Raw genomic sequence first — 18,612 nt, forward strand, 5'->3', positions numbered from 1 at the left:
TCTGCCCGCCGGCTATCGCCCGAGGCCGTTCCAGCCCTCGATCGCGCGGTCGGCCGCGCGGCAGAGCTCGTCCCAGGGCTGGCGCGGGTCCTCGCAGCGCAGGGCCACCGTCGCCATGCCCGCGCGCCCCGCCGAGAGCACCCCTGCGAGCAGGTCCTCAAAGACGGCGCAGCCCTCGGGCCGCGCGCCCAGCCGCCGCGCCGCCTCCAGGTAGATGTCCGGGTGGTCCTTCCCGCGCTCCACCTCGCACCCACAGACCACCGCGTCGAAGAGCTCGGTCACGTCCACGTGGCGCATCGCGCCCAGGACCGTCGGGTCGTTCGTGGTCGCGAGCGCAAGGGGCACCCCCGCCGCCCTGAGCGCCTCGAGGTACGCCCTCGCCCCGGGGCGCAGCCTCACCTCGCTCTTGTAGAGGGCCGAGCCCAGCCGGTTCCACTCGTCCACGATGTCCTCCGGGCGCTCGCGCAGGCGGTAGCGCTCGATGCACCAGCGCGCCCCCGCGGCAAAGCCGAGGGTGGCCAGGGTCTGCGCCGCCTCCGCGTCAAAGGGAAGGCCGCGCGTGGCAAAGAAGATGCGGTCGACCTCGATCCAGAGGTGCCAGGTCTCGGCGAGCGTGCCGTCAAAGTCGAAGATGCCCGCCGAGAAGGACGGCGGGAGAAGCTCGACCCCCGCCATCAGCGGTCCGGCTCGTCTTCGATGGAGCGGAGCACGCCAAAGTAGACGTCGTCGCGCGAGAGGGCGCAGAGCGCGCGCAGAAGGCCGCGCGCGACGGGGAACACCTCGGCGTCGACGGCCGCCCGCGTGGCCTCGAGCAGCGCGCCCCCGACCTCCTCGGTGGGCGCGAGCGGCACGCCGGCCGCCTCGAGGACGGCGTCCGCCCGCTCGGCCGAGAGCGCCCCGCCGGCCGTGGCGCCCACGTGCCCGATGAGCGCCACGACGGCAAGGCCCGCCACGAGCGCCGGGGCCCCGAGGTGGCGCGTCGCCCGCTGGTAGCATGCCTGCGCCGCGAGGACGTGGTCGCCCTGCCACTGGAGCTGGGCCATGGCGAGGTAGCCGAGCCCCAGGGACTCGGGGTCATGGGCGAGCGAGAGGAGCCGGCAGAGCTCCCGCTCGGCCGCGGCGGCGTCCCCCGACGCCTCGAGGCACTGCGCGAGCGCGAGGCTCGCCTGGGCGGAGAGCGGCGCCACCTCGCAGGCGCGCCGCGCGTGGGCGAGGGCCTCGTCGATCCTTCCCTGCGCGCCCGCCGCCGCGGCCCCGATGAGGTGCGCCTCGAAGTAGGCCGCCGGGGCGAGGCCGCAGGTCACGCCCGGGCGCGCGAGGAGCCGGTTGAAGAGCGCACGGTCCGCGTACGAGCCAAACGAGCGCCAGATCGTGGCGTCCGCGTCGTCGTAGAGGCCGAGCCCGTCCACGGGCAGGAGCGCGTCCTCGACCTCGCGCGCGGCGCGGGCGGGGTCGTGCGCCGCGAGCGCCTCGCGCGCGCGGGAGCACGCGAGGTCGAGCTCGGAGGACACGAAGGCGTCCGTGACGGACTCGGGGTCGTCCGCGAGCGTCCCCTCGATGAGCCCCGTGACGCATCGTCGCGCGGCCCGCTCGACGTCCTCGGCGTCCTCGGCGCGCGCGGCGGAAAGGATCGCGTGGACGTTCTGCTCGGTGGAGGAGGTGAGGTGGCGCGAGAGCTCCCGGGCCACGCGCCGGCGCCGCGCCGCCTCGTCGATGCCGAGGTCGCGCACGTGCGCGCAGCCGAGCGCCGCCGCAAGCGAGGGCGGGACGCCCCGGCCGGAGAGCTCCGGCGGGTCGTAGCGGAAGGGCGGGCAGAAGCGGGCGTCGTCCAGGCGGAAGGTCTGGCGCACGGGCTCCAGCGTGCGGTCGCGCGCGTCCAGCTCCGCGCCCCAGGACGCCATGAGCGCAAACGGGTCGAGCGCGCCGGCAAGGTCGACGCCCTCGAGCATCCCGCGCTCCACGCGCACGGAGTAGTAGCAGGCGTGCCCGCGGGCGGTGTCCACCACGCCCGCCACCCAGACCTCGGAGAGCTCGGGCGCCGCGAGCAGGGCGTACCCGGCAAGAAGGACCCCGAGCCGCAGGTTGTACTCGGAGGCCGCCCGCCGGCGCATCTCCGCCGTGGCGGGGACGACGCCGAGCCCGTCCACGTAGGCGGTCGCCGCCCACGCGCGCGGCGGGACGAGGTCGACCTCGATCGCCGCCCGCCCGTGCCGCGCGTTCACGCGGAAGCGCGCCGTCAGGCGGTAGGGGAGCCTCAGCGCCTCAATCCCAAAGGCGAGCGCGTAGCGGACGTCCCACTCGCCCGCGACGGGCGGCTCGAGCCGGGCCGCGAGCTCGGGGGCCTGGGAGGTGACGGAGCGCGCCACGCGCTGCTCGCAGCGGACGAGCTCGGCGCCGGAGGCGGCGTTGGCGTCCGGCAGGACGCGCGTGGCGAGGAGCGCCGCGTTGAGCGCGGCCTCGATGCGCAGGACGCGGACCTTGGCCAGGTAGGGGAGCTGCGCGTCCTCGACGCGCAGGTAGAAGAGGTCGGAGGTGCGGGGGCGCACCACATGGAGGCTCGGCAGCTCGACGTCGGGCTCGAGGAGCCCCGCCTCGACGAGGCGCTCCGCCAGGTGGACCTCGAGCGCGCTCGGCGGCAGGGTGGGCCCCTCCTCGGCGAGCCCCGCCCGCTCGGCCCGAGAGCGCACGTCCACGACGAGCCCGGCGAGCAGCGCGAGCGGGTCGGGCGAGGCCGCGAGCGACCTCCCGAGCTCGTCCACATCAAGAACGGAGGTGTTGTCGGGTGCGGCCGCGGCCTCTCTCCCCGGCACCCCTCCGCCCTCGAGGGCGGAGGCGAGGTCGGGGGCGTCGGCGCCGTCCCCCTCGGTGTTCACGAGCGCGGCGAAGAGCCTGCCGAGCCTGCTGCCGCGCCCCTCGTTGCTTCCGTCTGCCATGACACCTCCCTCGTTCTTCTCGCCCGGCCCTTCTTGTCCCGCTAGCGGGACGCGCGCGGCCTGCGGTCGATGCGGCGGATGAAAAGGCCGCTCCTCAGCTTGGGCTCGAACCACGTGGACTTGGGCGGCATGAGGCGCCCGGCGTCGGCGACGTCCATGAGCTCGCCCACGGAGGTGGGGAAGAGCGAGAAGGACACGCCCTCGGTCCCGGCGCGGCGCTCGAGCTCGCGAGCGCCCGCGGCGCCGCCCACGAAGGAGATGCGCGGGTCCGTCCGCGGGTCCTCGATGCCGAGGATGGGGCCGAGGACGCGGTCCTGGAGCAGGGAGACGTCGAGCGCGTCGACGGGGTCCGCGGGCGGCTCCCCCGCAAGGGCGAGCTCGCGCCACGCGCCGAAGGCGTACATGCCAAAGGTCCCGCGCCGAGCGGGCTCGACGGGCCCCTCGGCGCGCGGGCCCACCGAGAGCCCGGCCCCCTCGATTCGGGCCACGAGCTCCTCCTCGGAGAGGCCGGCCGTGTCGGCGACCACGCGGTTGTAGGCGAGCACGGTGAGCTGGCTCGCGGGGAAGAGGACGCAGAGCAGGGAGTCGTAGGGCGCCCCGGCGCCCTCGGCCTCACCCGCCTCGGCGCGCATGCGCTCGCAGACGCGCGCGGCGGAGGCGGCGCGGTGGTGGCCGTCGGCGATGTAGGCGCGCGGCACGAACGAGAAGAGGGCACGGAAGCTCTCGACGGCGGCGGGGCGCGCCACGCGCCAGACGGTCTGGCGGCAGCCGTCCTCGTCCGTGAAGTCGTAGAGGGGCTCGGCGGTCATGGCCGCGCCCACGAGGGTCTCCATCACGGGGCTGTCGCGGTAGGCCAGGAAGATCGGGCCGGTCTGGCAGCCGGTGGCCTCGATGTGGCGGACGCGGTCGTCCTCCTTGTCCCGGCGGGTGAGCTCGTGGCGGCGGATGGTGCCGTCGGCGTAGTCCTTGAGCGCGCACGCGGCGACGACGCCGGTCTGCTCGCGGCCGTCCTGGGCGAGGCGGTAGAGGTAGTAGCAGGGCGTGTCGTCGCGCAGGAGCGTGCCGTCGGCCACGCGCGCGGCGAGGAGCTCGCGGGCCTTGGCGTAGACGTCGGCGGCGTAGGGGTCGTGGTCCTGGGGGAAGGCGGTCTCGGGACGGTCGATGGCGAGGAAGGAGCGCGGGTGCTCCCTCACGTAGGCCGCGGCGGACGCGCGGTCGAAGACGTCGTAGGGCAGGGCGGCGAACTCGGCCGCCGCCTCGGGGCGCGGTCGGTAGCAGGTGATGGGCTCGGCGTGCATGGGACCTCCTCTGGGCGCGTGAGCTATGGGGACATGATACCCCCTGCGCCGCCGCGTGGTCCGCAGGGGGCGGCCCCTTTCGTGCTACGCTGGGTGGCGACGAAAGGAGGGCGCCATGGCGCTTACGGGGGAGGACGTCACGGGCCGCGAGCTCGTGATCTTTGACTTTGACGGGACGCTTGCCAACACCGTGCCCGGCATCACGGCGACGGCCCGGCGCGTCCTTGTGCGCCACGGGCTTGCCGAGAAGGACCTCGGGGACCTCACGCGTCTCGTGGGGCCGCCCTTCCCGCAGGCGTACTCGATGGTGTACGGGTTCTCCCCGGAGGAGGCCGCGCAGATCACCGCCGAGTACCGCGAGATCTACGCCGGGCTCGGCCCGAGCGGCTGGCCGCTCTTCGATGGCGTGCGGGAGCTCCTCGAGGACCTGCGCGCGGCCGGCCGGAGGCTCGCCGTGGCGTCCTCCAAGCGCCAGTCCCTCGTCGAGCTCGCGCTCGCGGACAATGGGATCGAGGGGCTCTTTGACGTGCGGCTGGGCAAGGTGTCGGACGCTCAGGCGGACAAGGCGGCCACGATCGCGCGGGCCCTCGAGCTCACGGGCGTCCCCGCGGCGCGCGCCGTGATGGTGGGGGACCGCCACCATGACGTGGATTCCGCGGCCGAGGTGGGCGTGGCGTGCGTGGGCGTGACCTTCGGCGGCACGGCGGCCCCCGGGGAGCTCGAGGACGCGGGCGCCTGCGCGGTTGCGCGCACGGTGGCGGAGCTGCGCGCGGCCCTCCTGGGCTGACCCGGCGCCCGTGCAAAGGGGACAGTCACCTTTGCACGCCGGCGCTCGGCCGCGGCGACTCGCCGAATTCTTGTCCGGCGCAACGGGTACAAGAGAGACCATACAGGTGAGGCGCACCGGGCGCCCGGCCAAGAGATGGGAGCAGACATGGCAGACTTTGACGTGACCGAGGGCATCCGCAAGCTCTTCCTGGCCAGCGTTGGCGCGGTGGCCATGGGTGCTGAGAAGTCCCAGGAGGTCGTCGCGGACCTCGTCAAGAAGGGGGAGCTCACCGTCGAGCAGGGCAAGACCCTGAACCAGGAGCTGACCCGCAAGGCCAAGGAGGTCATCGACGGCACGGCGGACAGCGCCCTGCGCGCCCGCCTCGAGTCCATGACGCCCGAGGAGCGCGCCGCCTACGCGGCCAAGGTGGCCGAGATCTCCGCGGACATTGACGCCAAGACGGTCGTGGTGGACGTCGAGGACGCCTCCGAGCCGGCCGACGACGCCGAGTAGCGCGGAGCGCGCGTGTCGGAGGAGCTGGGCAGAGACCGGGACCGCGCCCATGGCGCGGCCCCGGACGTTTGGGACGCCGAGGACTCCCGGCCGGGCGGGGCACCCCCTCGCCCGGAGGGCGTGCCCCGGCGGAAGGGGGCGCCGCGCAGCGCCGACGAGATTCTCGACGCCTGGTACGCCCGGGTGAAGTCAGAGACGCGCGAGTCCTCCCAGACGATAGGCCTCTTTGGCGGGCGGTCCGACGGCATGGACGCCTACGGGCTCTCCACCGCCTCGCGCCTGGCGCGCATCCGGGAGATGCTCCAGATCGTTCGCCGCTACGACATCTTCCACGGCCTCACGCCCCAGAGCCTGCGCCGGATGCTCGAGGAGCTGGGGCCCACCTTCGTGAAGGCCGGCCAGATCCTCTCCATGCGCTCGGAGATCTTGCCCGAGAGCTTCACGCGCGAGCTCGGGAAGCTCCGCACGAGCGTGGAGCCCATGGACCGCGACACCGTGCTCTCCGCCCTGCGCGCCGAGTACGACCGACCCATCGAGGACATCTTCGACGCGATCGACGACCGCCCGCTCGGCTCTGCCTCCGTCGCGCAGGTGCACAAGGCGCGGCTCGTCACGGGCGAGCTCGTGGCGGTGAAGATTCAGCGGCCGCACGTGCAGGAGATCATGGCGCAGGACATCTCCATCATCCGCTCGCTCGCGCGCTATGCGAGCCGGTTCATGGGGGACGAGCAGTTCATCGACCTGCAGTCGGTGGTGGACGAGCTCTGGCAGTCCTTCCGCGAGGAGACGGACTTTCTCGTGGAGGCAAGGAGCCTCGAGGAGTTCCGCCGCAACAACGCCGCCTGCGCCTTCGTCTCCTGTCCCAAGCCCTACCCCGCGCTCTGCACGCGGCACGTGGTGGTGATGGACTACGTCGAGGGCATCCCCATCAACGACACGGCCCGCCTTGCGGCCGAGGGATACGACCTCGCCGAGATCGGCACCAAGCTCGCGGACAACTACACGAGCCAGATGCTCGACGACGGCTTCTTTCACGCGGACCCGCACCCGGGCAACCTCGTGATCAACGGCGGGAAGATCGTCTACCTCGACCTCGGCATCATGGGACGGCTCTCGAGCCACGACCGTAACGCCGTGCGCGACATGGTGCTCGCCGTGGCGCGCTGCGACTCTCCTGCGCTGGCCGACGGCCTCCTGCGCTTCTCGGTCTCCGACACCGCGGGGGTCGACCTGGCCCACCTGCTCGCCGACCTCGACGCCATCGTCGCCGACTACGGCATGGCGGACCTCTCGGACCTCGACATCGGCGGGTTCATGAACGCGATCATCTCCATGGCGCAGAAGAACGGCGTGGAGCTGCCGGGCTCGGTGACCATGCTCGCGCGCTCGCTCGTGACGCTGGAGGGCGTGGTGCACGGCCTTCTGCCCGAGGCCTCCATCGTGGACATCATCCAGAGCCACGTGCGGGCGCACACCTCGGTCGGGGACGTGAGCGAGCGCGAGCTCAAGCGCCTCGCGCGCGAGACGCTCGCCGCGACCCACGGCCTTCTGGGCGCGGCGGGGGAGGCGAGCCTCGCGATGCGCATGCTCACGCGCGGCCAGCTTCGCGTGAACCTTGACCTGGCGGGCACGGCCGACCCGCTCGAGGACGTGGCGCGCATCGCCAACCGCCTCACCATGAGCGTCATCGTGGCGGGCCTGTTCATTGGCTCGTCGGTGGTCTACTACGCACGCATTCAGCCCGTCATCTTTGGCATCCCCGTCATCGGGTTCGTTGGCTATCTCATGGCGTTTGTCCTGGGCGTGTGGGTGGCGCACGACGTCATCCGCGAGAACCGGCGGCGCCGCAGGCGGTAGCGGGGTCCGTGGGCTGTCATCGCATTGCCTGGTGTGGCAAAGGACCATGAGGAGTATCGTAGCTGGGAATGGAGCGCGGCTCCTTGCTGGGGAGTCTGGTCCGCTCGGTCTTGAGCCTTTACGTCGGGAGGTTGCATGTCAAAAACCGCGAGCGCGCTCGCAAAGGGGCTCGCCATCATAATGATGCTCTTCCATCACCTCTTCTATTCAACCGAGACCATTTCCGCCCACGTGGGTGCAGGGGGCTTCTCAAGCTTCCCCCTGAGCGAGGCCTCTCTGGTCAACGTGGCGCAGTCCTTCAAGATCTGCGTTGCCGTGTTTGTCTTCATCACGGCGTACGGGACCTTTCGTCAGCTTGACGCCAAGGGCCTGATCTCGGAAAGGGGTGCGCGCCTGTGCGAGCGCTACTCGATCGAGCACGTCGTGAAGCTGCTCGCCGGGTTCTGGTGCGTGTTTGTCCTCGCCCAGGCCGTGGCACTTCTTGTGGGCGTGCCGTCGCACTGGGCCGGCTCGGTGTATGGGGGAAATGGCGTCATCGCGGGAATAGCATATTTCCTTATTGATGGGCTCGGCCTTTCGTCCGCGCTTGGCACCCCGTCGCTCAATGCGACGTGGTGGTATATGTCCCTTGCGATTCTGCTCATTTTCCTTGTGCCCGTGCTGATAAAAACGAGCCGGTTGATCGGGGGCTGGGCTCTTCTGGCCATGAGCGCCCTGATTCCTTTGCTGGCAGGATGGGAGCTTGGACGAAGCCTCTGGTGGTACTTTCCGTCCGCTTGCGCCGGGATCGCCTGCGCGCAGTACGACACGTTCGAGAGGTTGCTCGCCATGCTGCGCTCAGAGCGCCATGCGGCACCGAAAGCCCTGGTGCTGGCGCTTCTCCTGGCCGTCCTACTCGTCGTCAGGCAGAGGATCGGCATGGAGTTTGCGATCGATGCCCTTGCCGCGTTCTTGGTATGCCTGCTCTCCTGCGTGCTCGAGAAGACCGTGGCGAGGGCGCCCCTTCGTTTCCTGGGCGCCCACTCAATGAACATTTTTCTCCTGCACACGTTCATTTATGACTACTTCTTCGGCTCGGCCATATATTCGCTGGTGTGGTTCCCGTTCATTTTGCTTGCGCTTCTTGCCACAAGCCTGCTGTGCTCGGTGCTCATCGAAGCGGCCAAAAGAGCCGTGGGCTTTTCGCTGAAGGCAGAGCGGGCCGCCACGGCCGTGAGTCACGGGCTCTGCGCGGCTCGGCAAAAGTACGACGATTCGGCTGAGACGACCGCGGCATGAGGTAATGCCTTATGGGCGTGATACCATAGTTCCAGTTTTATCCATTTGATACGTCTGGAGGACGTGGGATGAAAGGCATCGTGCTTGCCGGGGGCTCCGGTACCCGTCTGAGCCCTCTCACCTCGGTAACATCCAAGCAGCTGCTTCCCGTCTACGACAAGCCGATGGTGTACTACCCACTCTCGGTTCTCATGATGGCGGGCATCCGCGACATCCTTATCATTTCGACGCCTGAGGACCTTCCCAATTTCCAACGTCTGCTCAAGGATGGCGCCGACCTTGGCATCCGGCTGAGCTACGAGGTCCAGCCAGAGCCCAACGGTCTGGCCCAGGCCTTCATCATCGGCGAGAAGTTCATTGACGGCGACTCCTGCGCCCTCGTGCTAGGCGATAACATCTTTTATGGCAGCGGATTGACGGGATATCTTGCCGACGCCGTGGGGCGCGAGTGTGGCGCCACCGTCTTCGGCTATCACGTCGAGGACCCGGAGCGCTTTGGCGTCGTCGAGTTTGACAAGTCCGGCCGCGCCCTCTCCATTGAGGAAAAGCCTGCCCACCCCAGGTCGAATTACTGCGTGACCGGCCTGTACTTCTATGACAGCCACGTCTGCGAGTATGCCAAGTCGCTGTCCCCCTCCGCTCGGGGCGAGCTTGAGATTACCGATCTCAACCGCATCTATCTCGAGAAGGACCTCCTTCACGTTACTACCCTCGGGCGCGGCTTCGCATGGTTCGATACGGGCACCGTTGACTCCCTCTATGATGCCAGCGAGTTTATCCGCGTCATTGAAAAGCGCCAGGGCGTGAAGATTGCCGCCCTCGAGGAGATTGCGTACAACGCAGGCTGGATTTCCCGTGATGAGGTGCTGCGGGCTGCGGATCGCCATGACAAGGCGGACTATGGTCTTTACCTAAGACGCATCGCAAAGTAGTCGAGTCCCTTTCGGAGGAAGACCATCCATGAAGACCTATCTGGTTACCGGCGGCGCCGGATTTATCGGGAGCAACTTCGTTCACTATGTCCTCTCGCACCACGATGACGTAAAAGTGGTGAACGTGGACTCCCTGACGTATGCAGGCAACCTCGAGAACCTTGCCGCGGTGTCCGAGGACGAGCGCTACGTCTTCGTCCACGCCGACATCTGCGACCGTTCGCGCATGCGCTCTTTGGTCGATGAGTTTGATCCCGACTACGTTGTCAACTTTGCTGCGGAGTCGCACGTCGACCGCTCCATCGAGAACCCCTCGGTATTTGCCGACACCAACGTGCTCGGCACCATCTCCCTCCTCGATGCCGTGAGGGATGCGTGGATGGGGGCGGATGGCCCGGGGGAGCGCAAGTACCTCCAGGTCTCCACTGACGAGGTGTACGGCACGCTCTCGCTCGACGAGCCCGATACTTTCTTTCGTGAGGACACGCCGCTCTCCCCGCACAGTCCCTACTCTGCCTCCAAGGCGTCTGCCGACCTGTTTGTCCAGGCTTATGCGGATACGTATGGACTTCCCATCAACATCACGCGCTGCTCGAACAACTACGGTCCCTATCAGTTTCCGGAGAAGCTCATTCCCCTCATGATTCACAACGCGCAGTCCCACGAGGCGCTGCCGGTCTATGGCGACGGGCTGAACGTCCGGGACTGGCTCTACGTCGAGGACCACTGCAAGGCCATCGATCTTGTGCTGAGAAAGGGGCGCGTCGGCGAGGTCTATAATGTGGGCGGGCACAACGAGCGCAGCAACATGTACATCGTCGAGCGCATCATCGCCGAGCTTGCAGAGAGGCTTGATGACCCCGCAATCTGCACCTCGCTCATCAGGCACGTCGAGGACCGCAAGGGACACGATCGTCGCTATGGTATAGCCCCGGACAAGATCAAGGAGGAGCTCGGCTGGGAGCCCGAGACCGCGTTCGAGGACGGCATCGCCCGCACTATCTCGTGGTATCTCGACAACCAGGAGTGGGTGGAGCATGTGACGAGCGGTACCTATCAGCAGTACTTCGAGCACATGTATGGCAACCGTAAGGTTCTTTCCTAGGGGAGCATTCAAGCAATGATTCAGTTTAACGTCCCGCCCTATGTGGGCACGGAGCTCGGCTATGTTCGAGAGGCCGTGGAGGCCAACCACAAGATTTGCGGAGACGGCCCATTCACCATGCGGTGTCACGCTTGGCTCGAGGAGCGGTTTGGGGCACAGAAGGCCCTACTTACCACGAGTGGAACCACGGCACTTGAGATGGCCGCGCTGCTCTGCGACCTCCGCCCGGGCGATGAGGTGATCCTGCCGAGCTTCACCTTCTCGACAACCGCGACGGCCTTTGTCCTTGCGGGTGCCAAGCTCGTCTTCGTCGACGTCCGACCCGACACCATGAACATCGATGAGACCAAGATCGAGGCCGCGATTACAGAGCGCACGCGCGTCATCGTCCCCGTTCACTACGCGGGCGTCTCGTGCGAGATGGACACCATCATGGACATTGCACGACGCCATGGGCTTCTCGTTGTGGAGGATGCCGCGCAGGGTGTCATGAGCACGTACAAAGGACGGGCTCTCGGCACCATTGGCGACTTTGGATGCTACTCCTTCCATGAGACCAAGAACTACTCCATGGGGGAGGGCGGCGCGCTTCTCATAAATCACGAGAAGTACAACGAGCGCGCCGAGATTATCCGCGAGAAGGGCACCAACCGCCAGCGTTTCCTGCGCGGGCAGGTCGACAAGTACACGTGGGAGGAATACGGCAGCAGCTATCTTCCGAGCGACATGAACGCGGCCTACCTTTGGGGTCAGCTTGAGGAGGCTGACGCGATTAATTCCAATCGCCTTGCCACCTGGGAGGCCTACTTCAAGGCATTCACCCCTCTGGCGGAACGTGGCCTGGTCGAGCTTCCCGTCATCCCGGACGGATGCTTGCACAATGCTCACATGTTCTACCTTAAGTGCCGCAGCCTTCAGGAGAGGACGGACTTCATCTCCTTCCTCAGGGAGCGCGGCGTCTCGGCCGTTTTCCACTACGTGCCGCTCCACTCTTCTCCCGCGGGCCTTCGGTACGGCCGTTTTGCGGGGGAGGACACCTACACCACGGCGGATTCCGATAGGCTTGTGCGCCTGCCGCTTTACTATGGCCTCTCCGAGTCGGACCGTGACGTCGTCATTGATTCCGTGAAGGACTTCTATGCCTGCAACTAGTGCCTCCGATTCCAAGAAGCTCGTCTCCGTTGTCATCCCGTGCTACTACTCTGAGAAGACCATAGAAAAGGTCGTTTCGATGACCCGAGAGGTGCTTGTCTCGCTGGGCTATCGGTACGAGTTCGTTCTTGTCAATGACGGCTCCACCGATGGCACCTTCGAGCGCATTCGCTCTCTGTGCATGAGCGACCCTGCGGTGACGGGAATAAACTTCGCAAAGAATTTCGGTCAGCATAGTGCCATCATCGCCGGGCTCCGCCACGTTCACGGCGATTACGTCATGCTTATGGATGACGATATGCAGACTCACCCATCGCAGTGCAAGCTTCTGCTGGATGAGATGGAGAAGGACGAGCATGACGTCGTCTTTGCAAAGTACCCGCAGCACAAGGAGGCGCTCTGGCGAAGGGTCGGCTCGGAGTTTACCCTCTGGACCATGCGGGTGCTTACCGGTCGGCCCAAGGGCATCGAGGCGAGCAACTTTCTCGTGATGAAGCGCTTTGTGTGCGATGAGATGGTCAAGTACGACGGTCCCTACGTCTACATCCAAGGCCTGATGTTCCGCGCGACGCACAACATGGTCAATGTGACGGTCAAGCACTTTGATCGCGAGGTGGGGACCTCGGGCTACACGCTCAGGAGTCTTGTGCGGCTCTGGTCAACGGTCCTGAACTTCTCGATGGTCCCGCTGAGGTTTGCTTCGGTTGCCGGCGCCGCTCTGGGACTTCTTGGCCTTATCTGGGCTGTTGTTCTTGTCGTCCAGAAGCTTTTGGACCCCTCGATTCAGACGGGGTGGAGCTCTCTTATGGTGACGGTCATTTTGTGCTCCGGCATCATCGTTATGTTCCTCGGTCTCATAGGCGAGTATCTTGGGCGCCTTACGATGACGGTGAGCAAGACCCCGCAGTATGTTCTCAAGGAGGTTGTCGAGGATGAAGGAGCGTGCCGTGAGCGCTGATCATCGCCTCGTTGTCCTGGGCTCTATGGATGAGTTTGTGAAGCTTGTCAAGATGGCGCAGGATCGTGGCATCTATGTCATCGTGTGCGATGGCTACGCAAATGGTCCGGCTAAGCTCATCGCGGACAAGTCGTACGACATTGATGTTCGCGATGTCGACGCGGTGGCCAAGATGTGCCGCGAGGAGCGCGCCGACGGCATCATCTCCTCCTTCTCTGACGTGCTCGCCGAAAACCTCGTCGCCATTGCCGAGAGGGCGGGGCTTCCCACGTATCTCGACTCGGATCGCCTCCGTTACCTGCGCGATAAAACCATGATGAAGGCGATGTTCGACGAGCTGGGCGTTCCCTACCCAAAGTCCGCCGTGGTTCGTCGCGAGTCCGCGATCGAGGACCTTTCCGGCCTCAGCTTTCCTTGTGTCGTCAAGCCCATCGACGCCTACGGTTCCCATGGAATTCACGTGCTCGACAGCCCTGAGGAGATTGCGTCCTACTTTGAGGAGAGCGCCTCATACTCAAAGGCAGACTGCATTCTTGCAGAGGAGTATAACGACGGTTTTGAGTTCAACATGATGAACTGGGTCGTCGATGGCGAGCCCGTGGTGCTGGAGATTGCGGACCGCGAGAAGACGACGGAGATTGCTCATACCACGCCCCACGTGAGCCGAATCGTCTATCCGAGCCGCCTTACGAATCTGGTCATCGACGAGGCGCGTGAGATTGTGTCGAAGGTCGCGCGCTATGTGGGGATGGTTGACGGCCCTCTTTGCATGCAGTTCTTCTGGAGTGAGCGACGCGGCCTGCAGGTCTGCGAGTGCGCCGGTCGCATTTTTGGCTATGAGCACGAGCTTCTTGAGCTTGCCTGCGGCCTCTCCATTGAGGAAGTGCTTCTTGATTACGTCTATGACCGCGATAGAATTCGCGAGCGTCTGCGCGGTCATTCTCCCTATCTCGACCGGATTAGCGCGGGCCTTTATTTTCACGGATATGAGGGGCGCATCTGCAGGATCGAGGGCCTTGACGAGGCCTCTGAGAGGCCAGAGGTGAAAGAGATCCTGTCCTACTACGCTCCTGGCGCCGAGATTAGGCACGGGGTTGGCGATAAGCCCTACGTAATACGGATTTATCTATCGGCCGATTCATACAAGGAGCTCGACCAGGTGACGGACTGCCTGTACCGTTCCATAAAAGTCCTTTCTCAGGATGGGAGCAATCTCCTGTATGGGAGCGAGCTAACCTCCTATGACGAACTGGCTCGATAGTATGTCGTCCGAACGTCACTCTCGGCGGGGCGAAGAGATGAGGCGTGGAGCCCCGGTCTTCGTTGCCCTTCATGTGCTGCTGCTCGTCTACTCGCTGTCTGGCATCTTTAGCAAGCTCGCATCGTCCCAGGAGTTCTTGAGCCCAGAGTTCATTTTGCTGTATGGGGGGATGCTCTTCGTTCTCTTTGCCTACGCGATTGTTTGGCAGCAGATAATCAAGCGCCTTCCCCTTTCGGTTGCCTTTGCGAACAAGGCCGTGACCGTTGTATGGGGAATCGTGTGGGGCTGGCTCTTTTTCCATGAAGAGGTATCTGCTGGCATGCTGGTCGGTGCCGCGGTGGTGATGGTCGGGGTGGTTCTCTACTCCACCGATGCCGCTCAAAACGATGCTGATGCCAAGCAGGAAAGGGAGGGCGAATGAATCCAGAGCTCCCTCTCTTTGCGGGCATCTATCTTGTCGGGGTGTTCATCAGCGCGGTGTCTCAGGTGCTGCTCAAGAAATCCGCCATGAAGAAGTATGACTCCGTTGTGGCGGAGTACCTCAATCCGAGAGTCATCGCCGCATATTCCATCTTTGTCTGCGCGACCCTGCTCACCATCGTCTCCTACAAGGTGGTCCCGCTCTCGCTTGGTCCGATTCTGGAGGCTACGAGCTACATCTACGTGACGATTTTCGGCGTGGTGTTTTTTGGGGAGCGTGTTACGCCGCGAAGATGTGTCGCACTCGCCCTTATTCTTGGCGGCATCCTCATCTATTCCCTGAGCATGTAACGAAACGACTGACCCAAGGAGAAGAAGCTATGACCAGGAAGCGCATCGTCGTATTTGGAGCGACGGGAACCCTCGGGCTCTACACGGTTGACTGGCTCGCATCCAACCTCTCTACCGAATGGGAGGTTATTGCCACCGGACGGCGCCCGGTGACATTCTTTGAGAGCGCCTACCCCGATATGGTCTCCTACGCTCAGGTTAACATTGACGATGAGTCGACGTTTGCCTCGCTCCCGCAGGAGAACGTCTACGCGGTGGTTCACTTTGCCGGTGCGCTTCCTGCCTATATGGAGGGCTATGACCCTCGGGCCTATGTTCGCTCGAACGTCATGGGGACCTTGAACGTGCTGGAATATGCGCGCAAAAGTGGCGCCGGCCGCATCATATACACGCAGACCATCTCTGACTACGATGGTTACTTCGGCAAGCAGACCGAGCTTATGGATGACATGCCGCGTCGCGTGCCCTTTACGGGAGACCACTCGGTCTATGCGATTACCAAGTGCGCCGCCGAAGACATTTGCAGGAACTATGAGCAAGAGTACGGCATCGCGTTCTTCGGCCTGCGTCTTCCGAACATCTACTGCTATATGCCGGAGAGCAAGACGCTCTTTCATGACGGAAAGCCTGCGACGAGCTCCTACCGGCTCATGATCAAGCGTGCTCTTGAGGGGCTCGACCTAGAGGTGTGGGGTGACCCCCAGAAGGGCATGGACCTCATCTACGTCAAGGACTTCTGCCAGATGGTGTGGAGGCAGCTGTTTGCTGATGTGGACAAGAGCGGGATGTATAACGTGGGAACGGGGCGTATGACGTCGCTTGACGAGCTCGTCTCGACGATCATAGAGGTTTTTGCCAAGGACACCTCCACCTCAAAGAAGGTGTACCGACCGGAGAAGCACGACTGCGTCAACTACTTTATGAACGTTGATAAGGCCCGTAAGAATCTCGGATACGAGCCTCAGTATGGTCCGAGGGAGCTGTTCGAGGACTATAAGCGCGAGATGGAGCTCAACAGGTTCGCCGGCTTCTTCTCCGAGCGCTATGGCGACGCCTCTGCGTACCGTTAGGAGACTGAATGTTTACAAGAGAGCAGCTGAGCAGCCTCGAAACCCCCTGCTTCATTTTTGATGCCAAGGAGCTCGAGAGCAACTTCCTGGACTTTTCCGCCGCCCTGAAGCGCTCCTGGGGAGAGCATGCCCGTGTGGGATATTCGGTCAAGACCAATCCCTTCCCATGGATTCTCGATGAGGCTAAGGCCTGCGGCTGCATGGCAGAGGTGGTCTCCGATGAGGAGTATCATCTTGCCGTCGAGCGTGGCTTCAGCCCAAAGGAGATTATCTTCAATGGGCCTGTGAAGGGCCGAGAGTGGTTCCGTCACGCCGTTCTCAACGGCTCAATCGTGAACATCGATTCTCAGCGGGAGATTAGATGGCTCAAGGAGCTCTCGTCCGAGGGCCACACGAGTCTGCGCGTCGGAATTCGTGCGAACATCGATCTTGAGAGATTCTGCCCGGGCCAGACCATCGGAGGCTCGGAGCCTGGCCGCTTTGGGTTCTGTTACGAGGACGGAGGCCTCGGCGATGCTATCGAGAGCATTCGGGCCATCCCGGGGGTGACGCTCTGCGGGCTGCACATGCACGTGACGACGTTTGGGCGTCTTGCCAGTACCTATCGCGTCCTCGCCTCCCATGCGGCAAAGATCATCAACGATTTCAGCATGACCGACGACCTTGCTTACATCGACATGGGCGGCGGTTTTTATGGGGGAGGAAGGCGCAACGAGGGGAAATACGAGGAGTATGCCGAGGCAATCGCCGACGAGCTCTCCTCGATCGACCGGAGTCGTGTTGCGCTCTATGTCGAGCCGGGCGGGGCTGTTGTCTGCACCCCTGGCTTCTATGTCGGCCGCGTGGTCGACGCAAAGGATGTTCGTGGTGTCCGTTTTGTGGTGAGCGAGTTCTCTCGGCTCAATATTGACCATGAGATGAAGAAAACCTCGTACCCCTATGTCCTCTACACCTCCTCGGATAGGCGAATGAGCGAGCAGGAGCTCTGTGGCTTTACCTGCATGGAGAGCGACCGGATGTGCATCCTGAAGGACGAGCCCGAGCTCTGCGAGGGCGACATCGTGCTCATTCGCTTTGCGGGGGCGTACTCCATGAGCTTTACCCCCGGATTCTTCATCGAGGACGCCCCGGCCGTCTATTCTTTCCGAAATGGCTCCTTTGAGCTGCTGAGGCCGAGCTTCTCGAAGCATCCCAGTTAGTGGTCAAGAACCTGCTTGGGCTATGCCGGGCGGTCGCTGTCGCTTGACCTGACGGTGACCGCCTCTCTGCGTCCTGCCATGCCCGGGAAGATGCGGTTTGCCGGCGACGTCCCAGTTGATTAACGAGCCGAGAATAGCTGTCCGCTTCCTGGCTTAGGGACGCCCCTCAATCCCTATACTAACCGCATGGAAGGTACCGGTTGGTTCCACGGATCCCCTCATTCATGAGGGGCGGTTAAGAGAGGGGTTGACATGCTTCTAACAAGGAGAGTGGTTGTCGGAGCTCTCTTGTCCTGCGCTCTTGCCGTGACATGCGCATCCCCCGCGCTTGCGGCAGAGCTGACGGAGGGAGGCGCCGCCGGCGAGGAGGCTGGATCTGTCGAGGAGGTCTACCAAGGGCTCCCGTCTGACGAAACTGACCCGTTGACAGATGCCTCGCCTGTGGCCGAGAGCCCGACAGGGTCTGAAGGAGCTTCTGACCAGGGGGTCTCCGCGACCCCTTCTGAGACTCCCGGGGAGAACTCATCCGAAGACGGGCCATACCTGAGTGACCCAAGCTCTCTTGAGACCTCCTACGAGGAGCTTAAGCTGTTTGCAGAAACGCACTATTCCGATATGCCCAATCCCCAGCGTGGGGCTGAGCAGACGAGACTTCGACGTTCGGTTTCGTCCCCCTTCTGGGAGGGCCCATCATTCTATTTTGGTGACGGGACTCTGTATCTGAGCCCCGCTCTCAAGGTAGTGGACGTGTCTGAGTGGCAGGGAGAGGTTGATTGGGAGAAGGTGAAGGCTTCGGGCGTCGACGCCGCAATCATCAGGGTTGGCTATGCCTCCGGAAACGAGGACAAGTACCTCAAGAGAAACATCTCCGAGTGCGAGCGCCTGGGCATTCCCTACGGACTGTATCTCTACAGCTATGCCTATGACGCCGACTATGCCAAGAGGGAGGCCGTTTGGACGGCAAGCCTCATCAACCGCTACGACGCCCATCCGGACCTGCCTGTCTTCTATGACTTGGAGGAGTGGACGTGGACGGGGCACACTCCTCCCACGAAGGTGTCGGAGTACGAGAAGATCGTTGACGCGTATCTTACGACCATGAAGTCGTATGGGTATACGGATGTGAGCGTCTATAGCTACACCAGCTATCTGCTTGGCCCCCTTAACTCACCTTCTATCTGGGCGAAGACGTCTTGGGTCGCTCAATATAACAGCAGCCTTACCTTCGCCAATCCCTATGAGCCCGCATTCCACGGCTGGCAGTACACCTCGAGCGCGTCTGTGCCGGGCATTAGCGGCAAGGCGGATCTCAGCGCGTTTACCCCTCGCGGTTCGGTGACGTCAGCGGGCTGGCGTACGATCGGCGGGCGAACGTACTACTTTGATGAGTCGGGGAACATGGTTCGCGGCTGGCTCGACCTCGACGGCAAGCGCTACCGCCTCGACAAGGACTACGGGTACCTCTGGACGGGCTGGTACGGCGCCGACGGCAAGGTCTACTACGCCCGCGAGGACG

Annotated in this window: 17 protein-coding genes; 14 read left to right on the forward strand and 3 right to left on the reverse strand. The window is 64.3% G+C overall.

Annotation, left to right across the window (positions count from 1 at the left end):
- Positions 1-12: 12 nt before the first annotated feature.
- From B5F84_RS06190 to B5F84_RS06200, 3 genes are read right to left on the reverse strand one after another with little or no spacing between them, the layout of a single operon-like run.
- The gene (locus B5F84_RS06190) at positions 13-675 is read right to left on the reverse strand and encodes an HAD family phosphatase (RefSeq protein ID WP_087321909.1); all 663 of its coding nucleotides are present in this window, start codon (positions 673-675) and stop codon (positions 13-15) included.
- Positions 675-2,933 (reverse strand): hypothetical protein, encoded by a 2,259-nt coding sequence (locus B5F84_RS06195; RefSeq protein ID WP_087321911.1) that lies wholly within the window; start codon positions 2,931-2,933, stop codon positions 675-677. Before B5F84_RS06195 ends, B5F84_RS06190 begins: the two co-directional genes overlap by 1 nt.
- A gap of 41 nt (positions 2,934-2,974) precedes the next feature.
- The gene (locus tag B5F84_RS06200) at positions 2,975-4,231 is read right to left on the reverse strand and encodes a DUF1015 domain-containing protein (protein WP_087321913.1); all 1,257 of its coding nucleotides are present in this window, start codon (positions 4,229-4,231) and stop codon (positions 2,975-2,977) included.
- Positions 4,232-4,346: 115 nt separating this feature from the next.
- Between B5F84_RS06200 and B5F84_RS06205 the strand changes: the two genes are divergently transcribed.
- The 14 genes from B5F84_RS06205 to B5F84_RS06270 all read left to right on the forward strand — a co-directional run.
- Positions 4,347-5,018, forward strand: coding sequence for an HAD hydrolase-like protein (locus B5F84_RS06205; RefSeq protein WP_087321915.1), 672 nt, complete (start codon positions 4,347-4,349; stop codon positions 5,016-5,018).
- A gap of 147 nt (positions 5,019-5,165) precedes the next feature.
- Entirely contained in the window at positions 5,166-5,513 is a 348-nt protein-coding gene (locus B5F84_RS06210; RefSeq protein ID WP_087321917.1) for a hypothetical protein, read from the forward strand.
- Positions 5,514-5,696: 183 nt separating this feature from the next.
- The gene (locus tag B5F84_RS06215; protein WP_239378283.1) at positions 5,697-7,370 is read left to right on the forward strand and encodes an AarF/UbiB family protein; all 1,674 of its coding nucleotides are present in this window, start codon (positions 5,697-5,699) and stop codon (positions 7,368-7,370) included.
- Positions 7,371-7,505: 135 nt separating this feature from the next.
- Positions 7,506-8,648, forward strand: a complete 1,143-nt coding sequence (locus B5F84_RS06220) for an acyltransferase family protein (protein WP_087321919.1) — start codon at positions 7,506-7,508, stop codon at positions 8,646-8,648.
- Between the two features lie 68 nt (positions 8,649-8,716).
- Positions 8,717-9,580: a glucose-1-phosphate thymidylyltransferase RfbA gene (gene rfbA, locus B5F84_RS06225; protein WP_087321921.1), complete on the forward strand. Its 864-nt coding sequence runs from the start codon at positions 8,717-8,719 to the stop codon at positions 9,578-9,580.
- A 28-nt stretch (positions 9,581-9,608) separates the two neighbouring features.
- Positions 9,609-10,685, forward strand: a complete 1,077-nt coding sequence (gene rfbB / locus B5F84_RS06230) for a dTDP-glucose 4,6-dehydratase (protein WP_087321923.1) — start codon at positions 9,609-9,611, stop codon at positions 10,683-10,685.
- 15 nt (positions 10,686-10,700) lie between these two features.
- Positions 10,701-11,837 (forward strand): dTDP-4-amino-4,6-dideoxygalactose transaminase, encoded by a 1,137-nt coding sequence (gene rffA / locus B5F84_RS06235; RefSeq protein ID WP_087321925.1) that lies wholly within the window; start codon positions 10,701-10,703, stop codon positions 11,835-11,837.
- On the forward strand, positions 11,824-12,795 hold the full coding sequence (locus B5F84_RS06240; protein WP_087321950.1) for a glycosyltransferase family 2 protein: 972 nt from the start codon (positions 11,824-11,826) through the stop codon (positions 12,793-12,795). Before rffA ends, B5F84_RS06240 begins: the two co-directional genes overlap by 14 nt.
- Positions 12,770-14,056, forward strand: a complete 1,287-nt coding sequence (locus B5F84_RS06245; RefSeq protein WP_158094502.1) for an ATP-grasp domain-containing protein — start codon at positions 12,770-12,772, stop codon at positions 14,054-14,056. Before B5F84_RS06240 ends, B5F84_RS06245 begins: the two co-directional genes overlap by 26 nt.
- 37 nt (positions 14,057-14,093) lie before the next feature.
- Positions 14,094-14,477: an EamA family transporter gene (locus B5F84_RS06250; protein WP_087321929.1), complete on the forward strand. Its 384-nt coding sequence runs from the start codon at positions 14,094-14,096 to the stop codon at positions 14,475-14,477.
- Complete coding sequence (locus B5F84_RS06255) at positions 14,474-14,827, forward strand: multidrug ABC transporter (RefSeq protein WP_087321931.1); 354 nt, start codon at positions 14,474-14,476, stop codon at positions 14,825-14,827. Before B5F84_RS06250 ends, B5F84_RS06255 begins: the two co-directional genes overlap by 4 nt.
- A 29-nt stretch (positions 14,828-14,856) precedes the next feature.
- Positions 14,857-15,897, forward strand: a complete 1,041-nt coding sequence (locus B5F84_RS06260; RefSeq protein ID WP_158094503.1) for an NAD(P)-dependent oxidoreductase — start codon at positions 14,857-14,859, stop codon at positions 15,895-15,897.
- 8 nt (positions 15,898-15,905) lie between these two features.
- Positions 15,906-17,096, forward strand: coding sequence for a hypothetical protein (locus tag B5F84_RS06265; protein WP_087321935.1), 1,191 nt, complete (start codon positions 15,906-15,908; stop codon positions 17,094-17,096).
- Positions 17,097-17,348: 252 nt separating this feature from the next.
- Positions 17,349-18,612, forward strand: a 1,264-nt coding sequence (locus tag B5F84_RS06270; protein ID WP_275531503.1) for a GH25 family lysozyme, incomplete at its 3' end; no start/stop codon positions are given.

The organism is Olsenella sp. An290 (assembly GCF_002159535.1).
Lineage (GTDB): Bacteria > Actinomycetota > Coriobacteriia > Coriobacteriales > Atopobiaceae > Thermophilibacter.